Below are 17,882 nucleotides of genomic sequence, written 5' to 3' on the forward strand. Positions count from 1 at the left end.
GACCCCCGGCCCGTGCGACGTGTCGGGCGGTTCGCGTTGCCCACTCTCCGGGATGGAAGCCCTTCATGAGCCTGCACGGTCTGCTCGACGCCGTCGTCAAGGACGCCGCCCTCGCGGAAGCGGTGAAGGCCGCCACCGACGGTAACCGGATGCATATCGACCTGGTCGGCCCGCCCGCCGCCCGCCCCTTCGCGGTGGCGGCCCTGGCCCGCGACGCCGGCCGCCCCGTCCTCGCGGTGACGGCGACGGGACGCGAGGCCGAGGACCTGGCCGCGGCGCTCAGGTCCCTCCTCCCGGCGGACACAGTCGCGGAGTACCCCTCGTGGGAGACGCTCCCGCACGAGCGGCTGTCCCCCCGGTCGGACACGGTCGGCCGCCGCCTCGCCGTCCTGCGCCGGCTGGCCCACCCGCGCCCCGACGACCCCGAGACCGGCCCGGTGGCGGTCGTGGTCGCCCCCGTTCGTTCGGTGCTGCAGCCGCAGGTCAAGGGCCTGGGCGACCTGGAGCCGGTCGCGCTGCGCACCGGCCAGACCGCAGACCTGGGCGGGATCGTCGAGGCGCTCGCGGCAGCGGCGTACTCCCGGGTCGAGCTCGTCGAGAAGCGCGGCGAGTTCGCGGTCCGTGGCGGCATCCTGGACGTCTTCCCGCCCACCGAGGAGCACCCCCTTCGGGTGGAGTTCTGGGGCGACGACGTCGAGGAGATCCGTTACTTCAAGGTCGCCGACCAGCGGTCCCTGGAGGTCGCGGAGCACGGCCTGTGGGCGCCGCCGTGTCGCGAGCTGCTGCTCACGGACGAGGTACGGCAGCGGGCGGCCCGGCTGGCCGAGGAACACCCCGAGCTGGGCGAACTCCTCGGCAAGATCGCCGAGGGCATCGCCGTAGAAGGAATGGAGTCGCTGGCTCCGGTCCTGGTCGACGACATGGAGCTGCTGCTCGACGTCCTGCCCAGGGGCTCGATGGCCGTCGTCTGCGACCCGGAGCGGGTGCGGACACGGGCCGCGGACCTGGTGGCGACCTCGCAGGAGTTCCTGCAGGCGTCCTGGGCGGCGACGGCCGGGGGCGGCGAGGCCCCCATCGACGTCGGCGCCGCCTCCCTGTGGTCCATCGCGGACGTCCGGGACCGGGCCCGCGAGCTGGACATGATGTGGTGGTCGGTGTCGCCGTTCGCGGCAGACCTCGAACTGGACGCGCCGGCCGCGGACACGCTCAAGTTCGGCATGCACGCTCCGGAGACCTACCGCGGTGACACGGCCAGGGCTCTGGCCGACACCAAGGGCTGGCTGGCCGACGGCTGGCGCACGGTGTACGTCACCGAGGCGCACGGCCCCGCCGCCCGTACCGTCGAGGTGCTCGGCGGCGAGGGCATCGCGGCCCGCCTCGACACGGACCTGGCGGACATCAGCCCGTCCGTCGTCCATGTCTCGTGCGGCTCGATCGACTACGGCTTCGTGGACCCGGCGCTCAGACTCGCCGTCCTCACGGAGACCGACCTCTCCGGCCAGAAGGCGGCCGGCAAGGACGGCGCGCGGATGCCGGCCCGCCGCCGCAAGACCATCGATCCGCTCTCCCTCGAAGCCGGCGACTACATCGTCCACGAGCAGCACGGCGTCGGCCGCTACATCGAGATGGTGCAGCGGACCGTGCAGGGCGCGACCCGCGAGTACCTGGTGGTGGAGTACGCCCCCGCCAAGCGCGGCCAGCCCGGCGACCGCCTCTACATCCCCACGGACCAGCTGGAGCAGATCACCAAGTACGTGGGCGGCGAGGCCCCCACCCTGCACCGCCTGGGCGGCGCCGACTGGACGAAGACCAAGGCGCGCGCGAAGAAGGCGGTCAAGGAGATCGCCGCGGACCTGATCAAGCTGTACAGCGCGCGCATGGCGGCTCCCGGGCACGCGTTCGGTTCCGACACGCCGTGGCAGCGCGAGCTGGAGGACGCGTTCCCGTACGCGGAGACCCCCGACCAGCTCACGACGATCGCCGAGGTCAAGGAGGACATGGAGAAGACGGTCCCGATGGACCGCCTGATCTGCGGCGACGTGGGCTACGGCAAGACGGAGATCGCGGTGCGCGCGGCCTTCAAGGCGGTGCAGGACGGCAAGCAGGTCGCGGTCCTGGTCCCCACGACCCTGCTCGTGCAGCAGCACTTCGGGACGTTCTCCGAGCGCTACTCGCAGTTCCCGGTGAACGTCCGCGCCCTGTCCCGCTTCCAGACGGACACGCAGGCGAAGGCGGTCCTGGAGGGATTGCGGGAGGGCGGGGTGGACGTGGTCATCGGCACCCACCGGCTGTTCGCGTCGGAGACGAAGTTCAAGGACCTGGGCCTGGTCATCGTCGACGAGGAGCAGCGCTTCGGCGTCGAGCACAAGGAGCAGCTGAAGAAGCTGCGCGCCAACGTCGACGTCCTCACGATGTCGGCCACCCCCATCCCCCGCACCCTGGAGATGGCAGTCACGGGCATCCGCGAGATGTCCACGATCACCACCCCGCCGGAGGAGCGGCACCCCGTACTGACCTTCGTCGGCCCGTACGAGGAGAAGCAGATCGGCGCCGCCATCCGCCGCGAGCTGCTCCGCGAGGGCCAGGTCTTCTACATCCACAACCGGGTGGAGTCGATCGACCGGGCGGCCGCCCGACTGCGGGAGATCGTCCCCGAGGCGCGCATCGCCACGGCCCACGGCCAGATGTCGGAACAGTCCCTGGAACAGGTGGTCGTCGACTTCTGGGAGAAGAAGTTCGACGTGCTCGTGTCGACCACGATCGTCGAGTCGGGCATCGACATCTCCAACGCCAACACGCTGATCGTCGAGCGCGGAGACAACTTCGGCCTCTCGCAGCTGCACCAGCTGCGCGGCCGGGTCGGCCGCGGGCGGGAACGGGGCTACGCGTACTTCCTCTACCCGCCGGAGAAGCCCCTGACGGAGACCGCGCACGAGCGGCTCGCGACCATCGCCCAGCACACGGAGATGGGCGCCGGCATGTACGTGGCGATGAAGGACCTGGAGATCCGCGGCGCGGGCAATCTGCTCGGCGGCGAGCAGTCGGGCCACATCGCGGGCGTCGGCTTCGATCTGTACGTCCGCATGGTGGGCGAGGCGGTCGCCGACTACCGCGCCTCCCTGGAAGGCGGCGTCGAGGAGGAGCCGCCCTTGGAGGTCAAGATCGAGCTCCCGGTCGACGCGCACGTCCCGCACGACTACGCGCCGGGTGAGCGACTGCGCCTGCAGGCCTACCGCGCCATCGCCTCCGCCAACACGGAGGAGGACGTGAAGTCCGTACGCGAGGAACTGACCGACCGCTACGGCAAGTTGCCCGAGCCGGTGGAGAACCTGCTGCTGGTGGCGGGCCTGCGGATGCTCGCGCGGGCGTGCGGCGTCGGCGAGATCGTGCTTCAGGGCAACAACATCCGCTTCGCCCCGGTGGAGTTGCGGGAGTCCCAGGAGCTGCGCCTCAAGCGGCTGTACCCGGGCACGGTCATCAAGCCGGCCGCCCACCAGCTCCTGGTCCCCCGCCCGAAGACGGCGAAGGTGGGCGGGAAGCCGTTGGTCGGGCGGGAGCTGATGGGGTGGACGGGGGAGTTCCTGGCGACGATTCTCGGGTCGTAGGGGTTGGTTCGTGTGGCGGCCCGGGGGATGGGGTGCGGACAGGTGAGCCGGGGCGGATGACGGGCGCGACTGCGCGTGCCCCGCGCCACCACGAGCGGGCGGACCTGATCGAGTCGAGGCGCGCACGGCGAACGGCTATCGCGTGTGCGAGGCGTGGACCGTCACCCGCGTTCGCAACACCCGCCATCCGCCATCCACCACCTGCCATCCACCACCTGCCATCCGCCACCTGCTGTCGGCGGGCCTCACCCTCGACATGGGCGAACGTCGAGGTCACGCAGACGGTGACTGGAACAACATCCCCGTCAGCGTGCGGAAGACCTCCTCGGGGTCCTGGCCGCCGACCGCGCCGACCCCGCCGATCGCTCCGATCGCTCCGTCCAGGTTGTGACTGAGGAGCAGCGTGGCGAAGCCGTGGGCCAGGGACCAGGCGGCGATACCGGCGAGACGGGGGTCGATTTCGTCGGAAACCCCGGAGGCGGTGGAGACGGCGGTCCGTAGGCGGTCGGCGGTCAGGGCCCGGGCCGTGGTCAGTTCGAGGTCGTTCTCACGCAACAGCTCCGGCGTGAACATCACCTGGAAGTGCGCGGGGTGCTCCCGGGCGAAGCGTACGTAGTGGACGCCCGCGTCCCGCAGATCCGTGGCCTCGGCGAGCGTGGCCGACAGCAGCTCGTGGCCCTCGGCGGCGATCGCCGTGAGCAGGCCGGTGCGGTCCTTGAAGTGGTGCGCCGGGGCCGCGTGCGAGACGCCCGCGCGGCGGGCCAGGTCGCGCAGGCTCAGGGCGGAGGGGCCGTCGGCGGCGATGACGTCGAGGGCGGCGCTCAGGATCGCGCGGCGCAGGTCGCCGTGGTGGTAGGGACGTTGGGGGGCGCTGGTCTCCATGGTTGTCAGCGTACGCGGAATCTAGGCATTGACAAGTTTGGCGGGGTGGGGCAATCTTGTCAGTGTCAAGTTGTCGAGTGGGTGGGGACGGGACGAGGGGGTTCGCCATGTCGGAGAACGGCAGTGAGGTCGACGGGACGGTTCAGGGGGACGGGGCGATCGGTATGGGCGCGAGCATGGGCATGGGCATGGGCATGGGCATGGGTACGGGGATCGGTATCGAGCTCGGTGAGGTGCGCCGCCTGTGGCACCTGCTGGAGCCCCTGCACGCGGTGCTCTACTACGCGCCGGAGGTCTTCGAGGAGTCGGCCGCGCTCGGGTACGGAACGGGGGAGCGCTGGCCGACCTACTTCCCCCTCCGCGCCGCGCCATTGGGGGCGGTCGGGAGTGAGCGCGTGGCGTCGGCCTTCTACAGCTTCAGCCCGCGGATGGTCGCCGAGCACATGGACTCCGCATGGTCCACGGCCGGCCCCGCGGACGTGCTGAAGGCGAGGGAGAGGGGCATCGACCGGACCTACCGAGCGATACTCGGCGAGCGCGTGGCAAGTCCCGAACTCGCCGAGGCCGCCCGGCTGCTGCGCCGCGTCGCCGAGGCCGCGAACACCGCAGGTCGCCCCATGGCCGCCGCCAACGCGGAGTTGGCGTGGCCCGAGGCCCCGCACCTCCAGCTCTGGCACGCGGCGACGATCCTGCGCGAGCAACGTGGCGACGGCCACCTCGCGGCGCTGCTCGTCGCCGGGCTCGACCCCGTCGAGGCGCTCGTCTCGTTCGCGGCGATCGGCGCGGCCTCCGTGGAGCGCTTCGAGAGCCGCGGCTGGAGCCCGGGGGAGTGGAGCGCCGCCCGTGAACGCCTCGTCGCGCGCGGCCTCGTGACGGATTCCGGCAGCGCCACACCGACGGGCCGCGCCCTCCGCGCCGAGGTCGAGCGCCACACGGACGAACTGGCCGCCGCCCCCTGGCGCGCCCTCACCCCGACCGACCGCACCCGCCTCGCCGACCTGCTCGGCGAGTTCTGGGTCGCCGTCCTGGGCTCGGGACTGCTGCCTTCGGAGTCGACGCTGGGGATAGGGAAGGTGTGAGCGCGGGCCCCCGCCCGGTGACCGGCCGCTGTTGGCGAATCCCGGTCGGCGTGGTGGGCGGTCTGGCCGGTGGCCTCAGGGGCACGGTGTATGGCCCGGAGAATGTGACACTTGCGCGGAGAGTGTCACATTCCCGCGGCCGACTACCCGGCCGCAGCGGATTCGCGGTGGGTCCGGGCGTCGCGGGGTGACGGCTTTTCGACCTGTAGATCGGGCGTTCTCCGGCGTCGGACGCGTCCTTGCCCTTGGACTTCGCCTGGTCCTTGAATCTGCCGAAGATGCCCACGCGGAAGCTCCTTCCGGAGGTCCGCCACCACCGGCGATACGCCCGGCGTGCACCTACTGCCCCCGTAAGGCGGGTATGGCCTCGGCTGCCCGGCCGCTACCGTGGGGACCAGGGGAAACGCGCCCGTGCAGGGCGGACCCGGGGAGGCAGGGGGAGGGGCGTCGTGGTGCGTCTGAGGGGTGGGTCGGTCGCGGCCGCAGTGGTGCTGTTCGCCGCCGGTGCCGGTGTCAGCGGCTGTACGAAGGACACCGCGGGTTCAGCAGGCTCCGCGGGTTCAGCAGGTTCGAAGGGGGCGGGGGCCGGCGGCGCCGCGCTCACCGCAGTGGACTCGCTGACCGTCAAGGGGCGCGCGCCCAGGACGGGGTACAGCAGGGCGAGGTTCGGCACGGCCTGGGCCGACACGGACTCCAACGAGTGCGACACCCGCGTTGTCTTTATGCTGCGCGGCATGATCGCAGGGTTCTCACAGCTCATGGCGGGGGCGGTGCGCTGTGCGTACTGAGAGGCATGTGAGGCACAGTGGTGGAAGTCGGCGCGTCCTCGTGGCGTCCGCCGCACTACTGGCTACCGGATTGATGCTTGCCGGCTGTGAAGGCCTCGCCCCGTCCTCGGACAGCGGCCCCTCTGGTTCCGCCGTTCCGACTGCCGGCAACGGTCGCGCTGTGAACCCGCTGGACAACCCGGACGGAACGAAGCCCGGGCTGGCGGCGGTCACTTCCACCGCGGACATGGCGAAGGCGCGGTCGTTGATCGAGAAAGTGGTGACGAAGGGGCGCGGCCCCAAGACGGGCTACGAACGGGACAAGTTCGGCTACGCCTGGATGGACTCGGCTCCGGGCGGTATTCCCTATGCTCACAACGGATGTGACTCGCGAAATGACCTCTTGAAACGCGATGGCGAGAATGTCCGCTTCCGGGCTGGCTCGGACTGCGTTGTCACCTCCATGACGTTGCGTGACCCGTACACCGGGAAGACGATCGAGTGGGCCAAGTCCCGTGCGACGACGGTCCAGATAGATCACGTCATGCCGTTGTCGTACGACTGGCAGATGGGCGCCTCGCACTGGACGCAGGGCAAGCGGGAGGACATCGCCAATGACCCGCTCAACCTGATCCCGGTGGACGGACCGGCCAACGGCGCGAAGAGCGACTCCGGTCCGGCGACCTGGCTGCCTCCGAACAAGCAGATCCGCTGTGCCTACTCGGTGCGCTTCGCCCAGGTGTCGTTGAAGTACGACCTTTCCGTGACGATGGCCGACAAGCAGATGATGCTGAAGCAGTGCGGCGGGTGAAGCGGCATCGGCTTTCTCACCTCAGGCCAGGAAGTCGCCGTACTTCCCCGACGTTCATGAGACGGGCGAGAACGAGATAGCTGAGTGCCATCGTGACCGCTCCCACCGCAAGCGTGATCGCGGTGGACCAGGTGCCCGTGTTCATGGCCGTGGTAAGAGCGTGCGAGGCAGCCCAGCTCAGTGCCGCGGCAAGGCTGGCGGCGCACAGTGGCTTCGTGTAGGTGCGGCACAGTGCGCCATCGTCGAGGCGGCCACCGACCTTCTTGCGCAACAGCCGTGCCGTCAGGGCGAGTCCGGCCAGGTATGACATGGTGTAGGCGCCCGCCATACCGGTCACGGTCCATCGCGCGGGCAACAGCAGGTGGCAGATGGTAGCCGGCGCGATGTTCACCGTGGCGATCCGGGCGGCCATGAAGAACGGGCCGACCGCGGTAGGGAAGCCGCACGGTGCCGCCGACACCTTGGTAGCCCTTGTCGGCCCAGTAGCGCATGTGAGTGACTTGCACCCGAGGCGAACGGAAGTTCGCGCAGTGGCACGGTTTCTGCGACGGAATGCCAGTCGAGCCAGTGCTCTGCCCACGGCTCTGGACGGTCGTCGGAATACACACAGCTCACAACGTAGGTTTTGGAAACCCGTTGACTCCAGCATTCACTCCTATAGCCCACTTTTGTAACCCGGTTGGAGTGCGTGGCCGCGCCTGCCGGTGCGGATGGGCGAACACTCAGGTGCCGTAGGTCTCCAGGTTCCACGGAAGGCGAGAGTGACATGGCAGCATTTCCGGTCCCCGGATCACGGCGCCGAATAGGTCGCACACCCGTCATCGCGGCCGGGTGCGCCATGGCCCTGTGCACGACCGTGGCGGCCCCTGCCGCCGCGGGCGGCGGCACGATCACGACCAAACCCACCATCGTGCTGGTGCACGGGGCGTTCGCGGACGCCTCCAGCTGGAACGGGGTCGTCGAACGGCTCGAACGCCGTGGCTACACCGTCATCGCCGCCGCCAATCCGCTGCGCGGGCTGTACAACGACTCCGCCTACATCGCCTCCGTGCTGGACAGCATCAAGGGCCCGATCGTATTGGTGGGTCACTCGTACGGCGGCGCCCTGATCAGCTCGGCCGCCGCGGGCAACGCTCGGGTGAAGTCCCTGGTGTACGTATCGGCACTGATGCCCGACGTGGGCGAGAGCGGCATGTCCCTGGCCGCCAGGTTCCCCAGCGAACTCGGCACCGCCACGAAGTCCGTTCCCTACCGGGCCGGCGGCGTCAGCGGGACCGACCTCTACCTCAAGCCCGACAGGCTCCGTCAGGTCTTCGCCGCCGACCTGCCGGAGAGCACCACGAGGGTCCTGGCGGTGACCCAACGGCCCGTGGCAACGACCGCGTTCTCGGAGAAGGCCAAGGTGGCTGCCTGGAAACACATCCCGTCATGGTTCCTCGTCGCGAAGCAGGACAAGACCATCAACCCCGACCAGGAACGCTTCGAGGCGAAGCGCGCGGGTTCACACACGGTGGAGATCGATTCCTCCCATGTGGCCATGATCGCCCACCCCGAAGCGGTCACCGACCTCGTGCTCCAAGCCGCCACAGCGGCCGATTCCGTCCGGCCTGCGCTGGCCGCCATGGGGTCTACCCATGACGCCCTGGCCGAGACCGCACTCACCGGCATCGCCGCCGCCTCGTTGATCGCGGGCGCAGGAGCCGTCCTCCTGGGCCGCCGGCTGAGGCACACCGAGCCCTGACGGCGCTCCAGGACGGCGTTCTGTGGGAAGAGGTGAAGCTTCTGGTAGCTGGGTTGTCGACCAGGAGCAACCTGTCCACCCGGAGCTTCGCGTGCTTGTCCACCCATCAGGGATCGATCTGTCCAGCTCGGCACTTCGGTTCCAGTCCGGTCTGCTACGCGCCCGAGGCCAGGAGTGGGGCCCCGCAAGGGGAGTGCCGTCCGAATCTGCCTGACGAATCCCGACGACCGCCTTCATGCCGCCTCGTAGGAGTTCTGTCGTACGGGGAGTAGTTGGGAACGTTGGCGGGCTGCCAGGTCTGGGACTCCTCAGCCGAGCGTGCCCGCGGCCGACTCCGTACTGCGCGGCCTGCTTCGGTGTGACTGCTCTCAGGGCTCGTTACGCCTCGGCGAACAGTTCCTCGGTGGTGGTGGCTGTGAGTGCCCGGTCGAACCACGTGCTGAGCAGCTCCAGGTCGGTGCAGGCGTTGACACGCTCGCGGGCGGCCTCGGGGATGTCGATGGCGCGGAGATCGAGGATGCGGAGGATGTCCTCGGCGCGGCCCTCGGCACGGCCCTCGACGCGGCCCTTGGTTCGGGTTTCCTCGATGAGGGTGCCGCTGCCGGGGAAGCGGCTGGGGCGCAGATTCATCAGGTGCCTCCAGAATGCGCGGCTCTGGGTGTCCCCCAGGCCGATCTCGGTGTATTCCGCCCAGTCCTCCGCGGTCTCGCCTCCGGTGTTGGCGAGTGCCGTCGCCAGCGCCTCCAGTATCGCAGGGAGGGCGGGGTCGTTGGCGTGGGCGAGCGCGGAGAAGACGGCGAGGGCCAGGTCTTCGGCCGCCTCGTCCGGGTCGATGATGGCGGGGAGGTTCTCGGGGCCCAGAACCAGTGGGAAGACCGCGATGCTGGTGTGGGCGGGCAGGCCGATGCGGATGGGCTGCGCGGCCCAGGACGCGGTGGGCTTGTCCTGGCAGACGACGAGCAGGAGGGGCGGCAGCTTGTATTCGGCGTAGAGGTACGCCAGGTAGTACGTCCAGCTGTTGAGCTTGTCCGGGTCCGGTTTGCCTTGCGCCTCCACGGCGAGCAGGTAGCTTCCGCTGTCCGCCGTGTTCACGCGCATCAGGGTGTCCACGCGGCGCACCAAGGGTTTGATCTCGGTGAGATCGGTGTCGAGGAGCTCGATCGTGGTCGTACGAATGAATATGCCCCAGGTCTATGCCACACGTGATCGAGGTCAGCGCGTGACCGGCAGGGCCGCGGCGAACCGGTGGCCGTCGGCGCGGGTCTGAACCGGGAAGTCGACCTTGAGGGAGCCCTCCTGGCCCTCGACGGTCAGGTGGGTGACGACCTTGAGACCCAGGAAGGTCTTCTTGGGCGCGCCGGCGGTGACGTACGGGCGCGGGAGGTTCATCAGCAGCTTGCCCGGCTTGCCGCCTCGGTTGCCGTCGAAGAACAGGATCCGTTGGTTCGTCAGAACGATGTACATCGGGCGCGGGGTGACCGTCGCCATCACCGTCCCCAAGCTGAGTACGCCGACCACGGCCGCGGTGAGGGCCTGCTTGCGCACCGAGACCGTCCCGATGCCGGCCACGCTGGTGAGTTCGACCTGCTCGCCCTGGAGCAGCAAGGGGGCCGAGATCTCCAGCAGTTGTCTGGCGCGGCGGGCGTTCATGGCCATGGGTGGGGCTCCTGATGACAGTGGGGACAGGTGGGTGTGGAGAGGGGGGAGCGGGGGTGTCGCTGCATGGAAAGCGTGAAGCCGTGAGCGGCGTGGGTCCCCGCCCGCGCGGCAAGGCGCGCGCAGCCTTGCGCGCGGGGGGCGCGAAGGCGAGCGTGCGGTGGGGGTGCGCGCGGCGGGCGCGTGAGTACGTCCGGCTCTCGGAGGTCAGGTGCTGCGGCTGCCGTCGCACCTCGCTCGTACATAGATTGTTCCAAGTCGGGGGAAAGCCGGAAGGAAACCTCCGACAAGGTGAACTCAAGTTCGAGTCATGGCAAGGTCAAGTGTGGCCAATGGCGGGTCAAGTCGACGTCTCTATGCGCTGTTTGGGCATTGTGTTCCCACAGGTTCGACTCACCTCGTCCGAAACCGCTTCCAACCCTCCACTTACCATCCGCTCCATGCCGACCGACGCATCCCTCCCACCCCCCGACTTCGAGCTCGCCTCCGCCTTTCCCGAGGTCGGCTGGCTGCGGCAGGCCACCGCCGCCCGGGACTGGGCGGGCATCCGGCAGTACGTCGACGGGCTTCCGAAGGGCGTCGACCGGGCGTTCCTCGTTCGCGTCGTCGCCGAGGTGCCCGGGGTCGAACACCCCCTGCGGGAACTCGTCGCCGCCGCCCCCGACGACGTACTCGCCCTCACCCTGCTCGGGACCCGGGAAGTGGAGCTCGGCTGGGAGATCCGGACCGACGCGCGGGCCAAGAACGTCAGCCGGGAGCAGTTCGAGGGGTTGCACGCACACCTGCGGCAGGCCGAGCAACTGCTCATCCGGGCCACCGCCCTCGACCCGTCCCACGACGCGGCCTGGGCCTCGCGCCTGACCACGGCCAGGGGGCTGCAGCTCGGGCAGAACGAGGCCCGGCGGCGCTACGACCGACTGGCCGCGTACCACCCGTACCACTTCACCGGACAGGCCCGGCTGCTCCAGCAGCTCTGCCCCAAGTGGAGCGGGAGCTGGGAGGCGGCGCACGGGTTCGCCCGCGAGTGCCTGCTGAACGCGCCGGAAGGGGCGCTCAACGGTGGGCTGGTCGCGGAAGCGCATCTGGAGCACTGGCTCGCCCTGTCCGCCGGGGCCGAGCGCACCGAGTACCTGCGACAGCCCCATGTCCACGCCGAACTCGTCGAGGCCGCCGACCGCTCCGTGCTGCACCCGCACTACCGGCCGGCCTACGGCTGGGTCACCATCCACGGCGTCTTCGCCGCCCTCTTCTCGTTGATCGGCGACACCGCACGCGCCGCCGCGCACTTCCGCGCGCTGGGCAACCTGGCCTCCGAGTACCCCTGGAGCTACCTCGGCAAGCCCGCGGAGGCGTACGTAAGACACCGTTCCGCCGCCCTCGGAAGAGGCTGAGCGGATGCCGAACAAGACAGGCAGAGGCAGACGATGAGCCAGGCCATCCACCACACCGAGGTCGACGGCGTACCCGCCCTCTTCGCGTACGCCACCGGGCCCGTGCGCGCCGGACTGGTCTTCCGCGTCGGTGTCGCCGACGAGACGCTCGCCGGGGCCGGGATCACCCACCTGGTCGAGCACCTGGCACTGCACCGCCAGGGCCTGGCCGACTACCACTTCAACGGCGCGACCAAGGCCGCGTTCACCCACTTCCATGTCGAGGGCGCCGAGCACGAGATCGTCGCCTACCTCGACGGCGTGTGCACCTCCCTCCTCGACCTGCCCATGGAACGGCTGGAGACCGAGAAGGAGATCCTGCGGACGGAGGAGGCGCGGCGCGAGCCGGGGCAGTTGCCGCTGTGGCGGTACGGGGCTCAGGGGTACGGGCTGGTCAGTTACCCCGAGTGGGGCGTACGACAGCTGAAGCCGGACGACGTACGGAGGTGGGCGGGGGCCTGGTTCACGCGGGACAACGCCGTGCTGTGGATCGCGGGGGAGCGGCTGCCGGCCGGGCTCTCGCTCAAGCTGCCCGCGGGTGAGCGCCGCCCGATGCCCGCCGTCACCTCCGCCCTCCCCACCGCTCCCGCCTACTTCTCCGACGGCAAGGGCGGCGTCCTGCTCGACTCCGTCGTCACCGACACCACCGCCGCCCGGCTCTACGCGGGAGTCCTGGAGCGCGAACTCTCCCGCTCCCTGCGTCAGGAGGGCGGCTACTCCTACACGGCGGCCACCGACTACACCTCCCGCCGGGACGGTTTCGCGCTCGTCACCGCCTTCGCGGACGCCCTGCCCGCCAAGCAGGACGCGGTGCTCGGCGGCTTCGTCGACGTGCTCGCGGGGCTCCAGGTCGGCCGGATCGCGCAGGCCGACCTGGAGGCCGTACGCAGCCGCAGCGACGCCACGCTGACCGCGCCCGACGCGGCCGTACGGCGGCTGCCGGGCGCGGCGGAGGACCTCCTCGCCCATCGTCCGCCGCGCGGGCTCGACGAACTGCGGGCCGAGCTGTGGGCGATGACTCCGCAGCACGTCCACGCGGTCGCGCTGGAGGCCGCCGGGACGGCACTGCTCCAGGCGCCCGCACGCCACACCGCCGACTGGGCGGGCTACACCGCGGCCCCGACCACCTCGTCGTACACCGTCCAGGGCACGCGCTTCGACTCCGTACGCAAGGACGGTTCCGCCCTTGTCGTCGGGGGCGAGGGCGTCAGCCTGACGGCGGGCAACGAGCAGGCCACCGTGGTCTTCCGCGCCTGCGCCGCCCTGCTGAGCTGGGCCGACGGCGGGCGCCGGCTCATCGGCCACGACGGGCTGTCCGTGGAGGTGGAACCGGGGCTGTACGGGATCGACGCGCACACCATGGCGACCATCGACGCGGCGGTGCATCCGAGTGCGATCGTTCAGCTGCCGCCCCGGCCCCGGCAGCCGGAAGACGCTGCTCCGGGGGGCGAGGTCAGGGACTCGGCCGGTGGCGCCGGTGCCGGCCCAAGGGGGGCTTCGGCTCCGGTACGGCGTACCGGCGGTCAGACGGCCCTGCTCGTCATCTTCGGTGTCCTGGCGGGCCTCTGGTCCATCGTGGCGTTCACGTTCACCCTCTTCGGCTCCTCGGACCCGCAGACCAGCATCGGCGAATGGGCCGGGCTCACCGTCTTCCTGTGGGGCGTCGGCGCGCTGCTGGCCTGGCCGGCCGTGCGGGTGCTGCGGCGGACTCGACGCAAGCCATCCAGGTGAGGCGCCGGGTGGGGAGCTGACGGGTACCTTCGTCCTGGTCCGGTTGTCGCACCGGGCCTCGGGGGAGGGGTAGCGGCATGTCCGTCACGTCGGAATCGGGGGCCGCCGGAGAAGAGCGCGGCGCCGGAGAAGAGCGCGGCGCCGCGGGTGGGAGACGAACCGCGTACGGCAAGCGCGGGGGATCGGTTCTCCTGCCCCTGCTCACCGGGATCCTCGGCGGGGCGACGGCCACGGCCCTCCTCGCCGGACTCGTCTGTCTCCTGTTCGACCTCGGTGGCCGCTTCATGATGGCCGTGCTCATTGTAGGCGGGCTCGGTGGCCTCACCGTCATGGTTCCGTGCCTGGTCGTGGCGTTCAGGAGGCCGCGGCGCGGGCTGCCCGGCGTGCTGGTCGGAGCGCTGACCCTGGTGCTCGTCTGCGTGACCCTGGGCGGGCACGGGGTGCGGCAGGCATGGGCGGCGGAACGGGACCGGCCCTCGGACGCTGTTGCGGTCGGCAGCTGGTCCGACGACGCGGCGGGCATCGTCGTCCGGGTGCGTGAGGACATGGCGGTCGGCTATCGGGTCGACGACGGCACGGTCGCCTGGCGCTGGACGCCACCGGGCCAGGACGAGGTGTGCGCGATGAGCGACTCGGCCGGCGGCGGAACGGGCCTGCTCGGGCACGCGCCCGCCGGCAGTCCATGCGGCGCGGTCACGGCAGTCGGCCTTGCCGACGGCACCGCCCGCTGGTCGACCCCGGTCCGGGCTCCCGAGCGCACGGACGGGACGGCGGCCGACAGCGGGCTGCTCGCGGTCGCGGGCGATGTCGCCGTACTGCAGGACGCGGACCGCTGGCGTGCGGTGGGGCTGTCCGACGGCGCGCCGCGCTGGCAGGTGTCGGCGGGCCGGGGCTGCCGGGCCGCCAAGGCCGTGGGCGGGGGAGAGACGGTGGCCGTCCTGGCGTACTGCGGCGGTGACGAGGCGGCGGCCGACACCGGGCGGCCGGTACTGCGGTCGCTGTCCGCGGTGGACGGCAGCGAGCGGGCCCGCCCGGAACTGCCGGTCCACGGCGACCTGCACGCGCTCGAACTCCTGTCCGCCGACCCACTGACCGTCTGGGTCGAGGAGACGGCCCTGCGCGGCACACACGCCGTACTCTCCTACGCGCGATCGGGCCGGCTGCGCGCGACGATCCCGACCTCCGGGCCCGACCACGACGTCCTGGTCAACATCGGTGACCGGCAGGACCAGTTCACGCCCGCGTTCGAGGCCCGCCCGGCACGCGGGGCGGTCGTTGTCGACGGCATGCTGATCGCCCCCGCCGCCGAACCGGGTGACATACGGTTCTACAACAACGGCAACCACGGCGTCGGTCGCAGCGCCGAGGGGCGTCTCGTGGGCTACTCCCTCACCGACGGACGGCAGCGCTGGACCGCGCCGCTCGACGACGAGGTCACCGGTGTCGCCGTACGGGGAGAGGCGGTGTGGGCACTGGCCGGGGACACGCTGACCAAGGTGGCGGCCTCCAGCGGAAAGAACCTCGACGAGCTGCTGATTCACGCCGACACGCAGTCTCTCGGCGCTCAGTTGTACGCGATGGGCGACCGCTTTGTGATCGTCAACGTGGACGGCACCGACAGGAATCCGCCGGTGCGCGTCCTGCGCTGACTCCGAGCCCACCGGACACGCGCCGTACACACGTCCAAGGCACGTCCAACACACCTCTGACGCACGTCTCAACGCATGTCTAACGCATGTACGGGTTGCCCTGCGGAGGACCCGGTACCGAACTCGCCATGACCGAGGTGTACTTCGGCAGCCGTTTGTCGAACAGCGCGAACAGCAGCATCCCCACCGCCATCACCATGCCGACGAGTGCGACCGTGCCCAGGATGGGATCACCCGATCCGTTCGACCGGACGATCGCCCACGGCAGTGTCACCACCTCGTACAGCAGGAACGCGGCGAACGCGCCCCAGTCCGAGCCCCGTCCGCGACGGATCGCCACGTACAGGAACGGCACCCACACCAGCAGACCCAGCGTCGCGACCACCAGAACCGACCACGCGATCCGCTGGGCCCAGCCGGCCTCCAAGCGCTTGCCCATCAGACCCCCCGTGTCCCCCGAGCACCCCTCGAGCCCCGAGGGGTTTCCCGGGGCCCCCGAGAAACCTCTCGGGGGCGTCATGCTCCCACCCGGTGGGTCATGCGCGCTGGTGTTCGCCCTTCAGGGACGTGACGATCTGCGCCGCCAGCTTCTTCGCCGTGGCCGCCCCGTTGTCGTGCCCGTCCGTGGACATGACGCTGACGACATCGGTTCCCGTGCGCACGCCGATCAGGGTGGAGCCGTTCTCCCAGGCGCTGCAGGTCAGGGTGATGGTGTACGCCGCGTCGCCCAGGCCGGAGGTGGCGGCGCCGGTGGCCTTCACCTTGGTGTGGGTCTGGGAGTCGGTGAAGGTTGCGCAGGTGGTGGCGGCCTTCTCCAGCTCCTTCAGCACGGTCGCCGAGGTCGTGCCGCGGTAGGTGTCGACCTCCTGGGCGATGTCCTCGGAAGTGTTCTTGCTGACGTAGTCGTTCTGGGCGAAGGACACCCCCGAGTCGCGGGTGATCGTTATCCAGCTGGTGCCGCTGAGCAGGGAGCAGTCCGGCTTCGGTGCGGGGGAGGAGCTCGGAAGGGTGTACGTGGTGCCGGAGTCCCGCGCGGCGCTGGGGTCGACCGCGAAACCGGAGGCGAAGAAGGACGCGGGCGCCAGCGCCTTCTTGAGCTGAGCGCCCGTCAGCAGACCGGCGTTGGGGTCCTTGGCCGCCTTCGTCTTCGTGGCGGCTGCGGGGTGATCGGTGGTTCCGGAGGAGCAGGCCGCCAGGGCCAGCGGGAGCACGGCTGCGGCGAGCAGCACCTTGGCCGCGCGGGAGGGGTGACGCATCGGTATCTCTGAATCCTTTGACGATGACCGGCGGGAACCGGTGTCAACCGGTGGGACGAGCAAGCGTTCGGCCCGGGCGGACTCTAGTGCATAGGCCATGCACAGGCATGCGCGTGTCAGATTTAGGAAAAGAGGGAGAGAGGCAGCCGGGGGTTCCATGGGTTCGCCATGTTTTGCTGTGCCTTGAGTGATTCTTGTGGTGAATGAGGTGAAGGGTTTCCCTCTCGGAGGGATGGCGTCGGTTACCGTGCGATCCGCCCCGCGCGCCGGGGGCCGGACACCCTTCGTCGGTGGGCCGGGATGGCGTCGTCAGGGGCTCAACTGTCTTTGGTCCGTGCGTCTCACGCGTTCCGCGTGCCGTGACGTACGCATGTCGTGAATGGGGTGGGGATGTCCAGCCATCGGATGTCTAAGAAGGGCCGTTACATCGCTTGGGCGACGGCAGGCGCCGCCGTGATCGCCGGAGCGGGGATCGCGGCGCAGACGTCGATGGCGGCGACCACATGGCCCGCGCAACGGACGTTCACGGGCCGTGCCTTCGACACCTGCGCCGCGCCCTCGCTGGCCGCGATGAAGGCCTGGAACACCGGCTTCTACGGCGCGGCCGCCGTCTACATAGGCGGCAAGAACCGCGGGTGCAACCAGCCCAACCTCACCGCGTCCTGGGTGAAGTCGGTCAGCACGGTGGGCTGGAAGCTCATCCCGCTGTACGTCGGTGCTCAGCCGTCGTGCCAGACGGGCTCCAACCCGGAGAAGCTCACCGCCTCCAACGCCGCCTCGCTCGGCACCGCCGACGCCGCGGACGCGGTCGCCAAGGCGTCCGCACTGGGGATGAAGGCGGGCAGCCCGGTCTACCTGGACATGGAGTCCTACGACACCACGAACACGGCGTGCAACAACGCCACGCTGACGTATGTACGCGCCTTCGACAAGGCGCTGAAGGCCAAGACGTATCGCACCGGGTTCTACGGCTTCACCAGCTCCAGCGCCAAGGCCATCGCGACCGCGACCGACAAGACGGACCTGCCGGGCAACCTCTGGTACGCGCTGTGGGACAAGGTGAACACCACGACCACGGACTGGCCGTGGGGCTCCACCCAGTTCACCAACCACAGCCGCGCTCACCAGTACATGGTCAACAGCAAGGAGGCGCGCGGCGGTTACACGATCACCGTGGACCGCGACGCCTGGGACGCACCGGTCGCCATCACCGGCTGAGCCGACCGACGGTCCGAGTCGGTGGTCCGTGTCGGTTGTCCGAGTGGAGGAGCAGGA

Annotated in this window: 14 protein-coding genes and 2 pseudogenes; 10 read left to right on the forward strand and 6 right to left on the reverse strand. The window is 70.2% G+C overall.

What is annotated here, in order from left to right:
• The first annotated feature begins 65 nt into the window (after window positions 1–65).
• Window positions 66–3,605 (forward strand): transcription-repair coupling factor, encoded by a 3,540-nt coding sequence (gene mfd, locus OG747_RS26680; protein ID WP_405881940.1) that lies wholly within the window; start codon window positions 66–68, stop codon window positions 3,603–3,605.
• Window positions 3,606–3,878: 273 nt separating this feature from the next.
• On the opposite strand, the gene OG747_RS26685 is transcribed toward mfd, so the two are convergent.
• Window positions 3,879–4,487, reverse strand: coding sequence for a TetR/AcrR family transcriptional regulator (locus OG747_RS26685; RefSeq protein ID WP_405881941.1), 609 nt, complete (start codon window positions 4,485–4,487; stop codon window positions 3,879–3,881).
• A gap of 200 nt (window positions 4,488–4,687) precedes the next feature.
• On the opposite strand from OG747_RS26685, the gene OG747_RS26690 reads away from it, so the two are divergent.
• From OG747_RS26690 to OG747_RS26700, 3 genes and pseudogenes are all read left to right on the forward strand, one after another.
• Window positions 4,688–5,566, forward strand: coding sequence for an SCO6745 family protein (locus tag OG747_RS26690; RefSeq protein WP_405885677.1), 879 nt, complete (start codon window positions 4,688–4,690; stop codon window positions 5,564–5,566).
• 449 nt (window positions 5,567–6,015) lie between these two features.
• Window positions 6,016–6,279, forward strand: a pseudogene (locus tag OG747_RS26695) (hypothetical protein); the annotation flags it as partial.
• 148 nt (window positions 6,280–6,427) lie between these two features.
• On the forward strand, window positions 6,428–7,144 hold the full coding sequence (locus OG747_RS26700; RefSeq protein WP_405885678.1) for an HNH endonuclease family protein: 717 nt from the start codon (window positions 6,428–6,430) through the stop codon (window positions 7,142–7,144).
• Between the two features lie 16 nt (window positions 7,145–7,160).
• Here the strand turns inward: OG747_RS26700 and OG747_RS26705 are convergent, their stop codons facing one another.
• Window positions 7,161–7,604: a polysaccharide biosynthesis C-terminal domain-containing protein gene (locus OG747_RS26705; RefSeq protein WP_405881942.1), complete on the reverse strand. Its 444-nt coding sequence runs from the start codon at window positions 7,602–7,604 to the stop codon at window positions 7,161–7,163.
• 306 nt (window positions 7,605–7,910) lie between these two features.
• On the opposite strand from OG747_RS26705, the gene OG747_RS26710 reads away from it, so the two are divergent.
• Both OG747_RS26710 and OG747_RS26715 read left to right on the forward strand, forming a co-directional pair.
• Complete coding sequence (locus OG747_RS26710; protein ID WP_405881943.1) at window positions 7,911–8,885, forward strand: alpha/beta fold hydrolase; 975 nt, start codon at window positions 7,911–7,913, stop codon at window positions 8,883–8,885.
• 91 nt (window positions 8,886–8,976) lie between these two features.
• A pseudogene (locus OG747_RS26715) lies at window positions 8,977–9,066 on the forward strand (IS5/IS1182 family transposase); the annotation flags it as partial.
• A gap of 197 nt (window positions 9,067–9,263) precedes the next feature.
• Here the strand turns inward: OG747_RS26715 and OG747_RS26720 are convergent.
• On the reverse strand, window positions 9,264–9,983 hold the full coding sequence (locus OG747_RS26720; protein ID WP_405885679.1) for a hypothetical protein: 720 nt from the start codon (window positions 9,981–9,983) through the stop codon (window positions 9,264–9,266).
• Window positions 9,984–10,097: 114 nt separating this feature from the next.
• Window positions 10,098–10,541 (reverse strand): hypothetical protein, encoded by a 444-nt coding sequence (locus OG747_RS26725; RefSeq protein ID WP_405881944.1) that lies wholly within the window; start codon window positions 10,539–10,541, stop codon window positions 10,098–10,100.
• A 440-nt stretch (window positions 10,542–10,981) separates the two neighbouring features.
• Here OG747_RS26725 and OG747_RS26730 point away from each other — a divergent pair, with 440 nt between their 5' ends.
• The 3 genes from OG747_RS26730 (at window position 10,982) to OG747_RS26740 (ending at window position 15,351) form a co-directional block, all read left to right on the forward strand.
• Complete coding sequence (locus OG747_RS26730) at window positions 10,982–11,932, forward strand: hypothetical protein (protein WP_405881945.1); 951 nt, start codon at window positions 10,982–10,984, stop codon at window positions 11,930–11,932.
• 33 nt (window positions 11,933–11,965) lie between these two features.
• Window positions 11,966–13,702 (forward strand): insulinase family protein, encoded by a 1,737-nt coding sequence (locus OG747_RS26735; protein WP_405881946.1) that lies wholly within the window; start codon window positions 11,966–11,968, stop codon window positions 13,700–13,702.
• A gap of 77 nt (window positions 13,703–13,779) precedes the next feature.
• Window positions 13,780–15,351, forward strand: coding sequence for a hypothetical protein (locus OG747_RS26740; RefSeq protein WP_405881947.1), 1,572 nt, complete (start codon window positions 13,780–13,782; stop codon window positions 15,349–15,351).
• 79 nt (window positions 15,352–15,430) lie between these two features.
• Here OG747_RS26740 and OG747_RS26745 read toward each other — a convergent pair whose 3' ends face one another.
• Window positions 15,431–15,790 (reverse strand): hypothetical protein, encoded by a 360-nt coding sequence (locus OG747_RS26745; protein ID WP_405881948.1) that lies wholly within the window; start codon window positions 15,788–15,790, stop codon window positions 15,431–15,433.
• Window positions 15,791–15,887: 97 nt separating this feature from the next.
• Window positions 15,888–16,607, reverse strand: a complete 720-nt coding sequence (locus OG747_RS26750; protein WP_405881949.1) for a hypothetical protein — start codon at window positions 16,605–16,607, stop codon at window positions 15,888–15,890.
• 390 nt (window positions 16,608–16,997) lie between these two features.
• Between OG747_RS26750 and OG747_RS26755 the strand changes: the two genes are divergently transcribed.
• A complete protein-coding gene (locus OG747_RS26755; protein WP_405881950.1) occupies window positions 16,998–17,825 on the forward strand; it encodes a glycoside hydrolase domain-containing protein in 828 nt (275 codons plus the stop codon).
• Window positions 17,826–17,882 lie beyond the last annotated feature (57 nt).

The sequence above is a fragment of the Streptomyces sp. NBC_01384 genome, assembly GCF_045040035.1.
Taxonomy (GTDB): Bacteria; Actinomycetota; Actinomycetes; order Streptomycetales; family Streptomycetaceae; genus Streptomyces.

Coding starts and splice junctions, on each gene's coding strand:
- mfd (WP_405881940.1), top strand. CDS start 66: ATGAGCCTGCACGGTCTGCTCGACGCCGTCGTCAAGGACGCCGCCCTC.
- OG747_RS26685 (WP_405881941.1), bottom strand. CDS start 4,487: ATGGAGACCAGCGCCCCCCAACGTCCCTACCACCACGGCGACCTGCGC.
- OG747_RS26690 (WP_405885677.1), top strand. CDS start 4,688: ATGGGTACGGGGATCGGTATCGAGCTCGGTGAGGTGCGCCGCCTGTGG.
- OG747_RS26700 (WP_405885678.1), top strand. CDS start 6,428: ATGCTTGCCGGCTGTGAAGGCCTCGCCCCGTCCTCGGACAGCGGCCCC.
- OG747_RS26710 (WP_405881943.1), top strand. CDS start 7,911: ATGGCAGCATTTCCGGTCCCCGGATCACGGCGCCGAATAGGTCGCACA.
- OG747_RS26720 (WP_405885679.1), bottom strand. CDS start 9,983: ATGCGCGTGAACACGGCGGACAGCGGAAGCTACCTGCTCGCCGTGGAG.
- OG747_RS26725 (WP_405881944.1), bottom strand. CDS start 10,541: ATGGCCATGAACGCCCGCCGCGCCAGACAACTGCTGGAGATCTCGGCC.
- OG747_RS26730 (WP_405881945.1), top strand. CDS start 10,982: ATGCCGACCGACGCATCCCTCCCACCCCCCGACTTCGAGCTCGCCTCC.
- OG747_RS26735 (WP_405881946.1), top strand. CDS start 11,966: ATGAGCCAGGCCATCCACCACACCGAGGTCGACGGCGTACCCGCCCTC.
- OG747_RS26740 (WP_405881947.1), top strand. CDS start 13,780: ATGTCCGTCACGTCGGAATCGGGGGCCGCCGGAGAAGAGCGCGGCGCC.
- OG747_RS26745 (WP_405881948.1), bottom strand. CDS start 15,790: ATGGGCAAGCGCTTGGAGGCCGGCTGGGCCCAGCGGATCGCGTGGTCG.
- OG747_RS26750 (WP_405881949.1), bottom strand. CDS start 16,607: ATGCGTCACCCCTCCCGCGCGGCCAAGGTGCTGCTCGCCGCAGCCGTG.
- OG747_RS26755 (WP_405881950.1), top strand. CDS start 16,998: ATGTCCAGCCATCGGATGTCTAAGAAGGGCCGTTACATCGCTTGGGCG.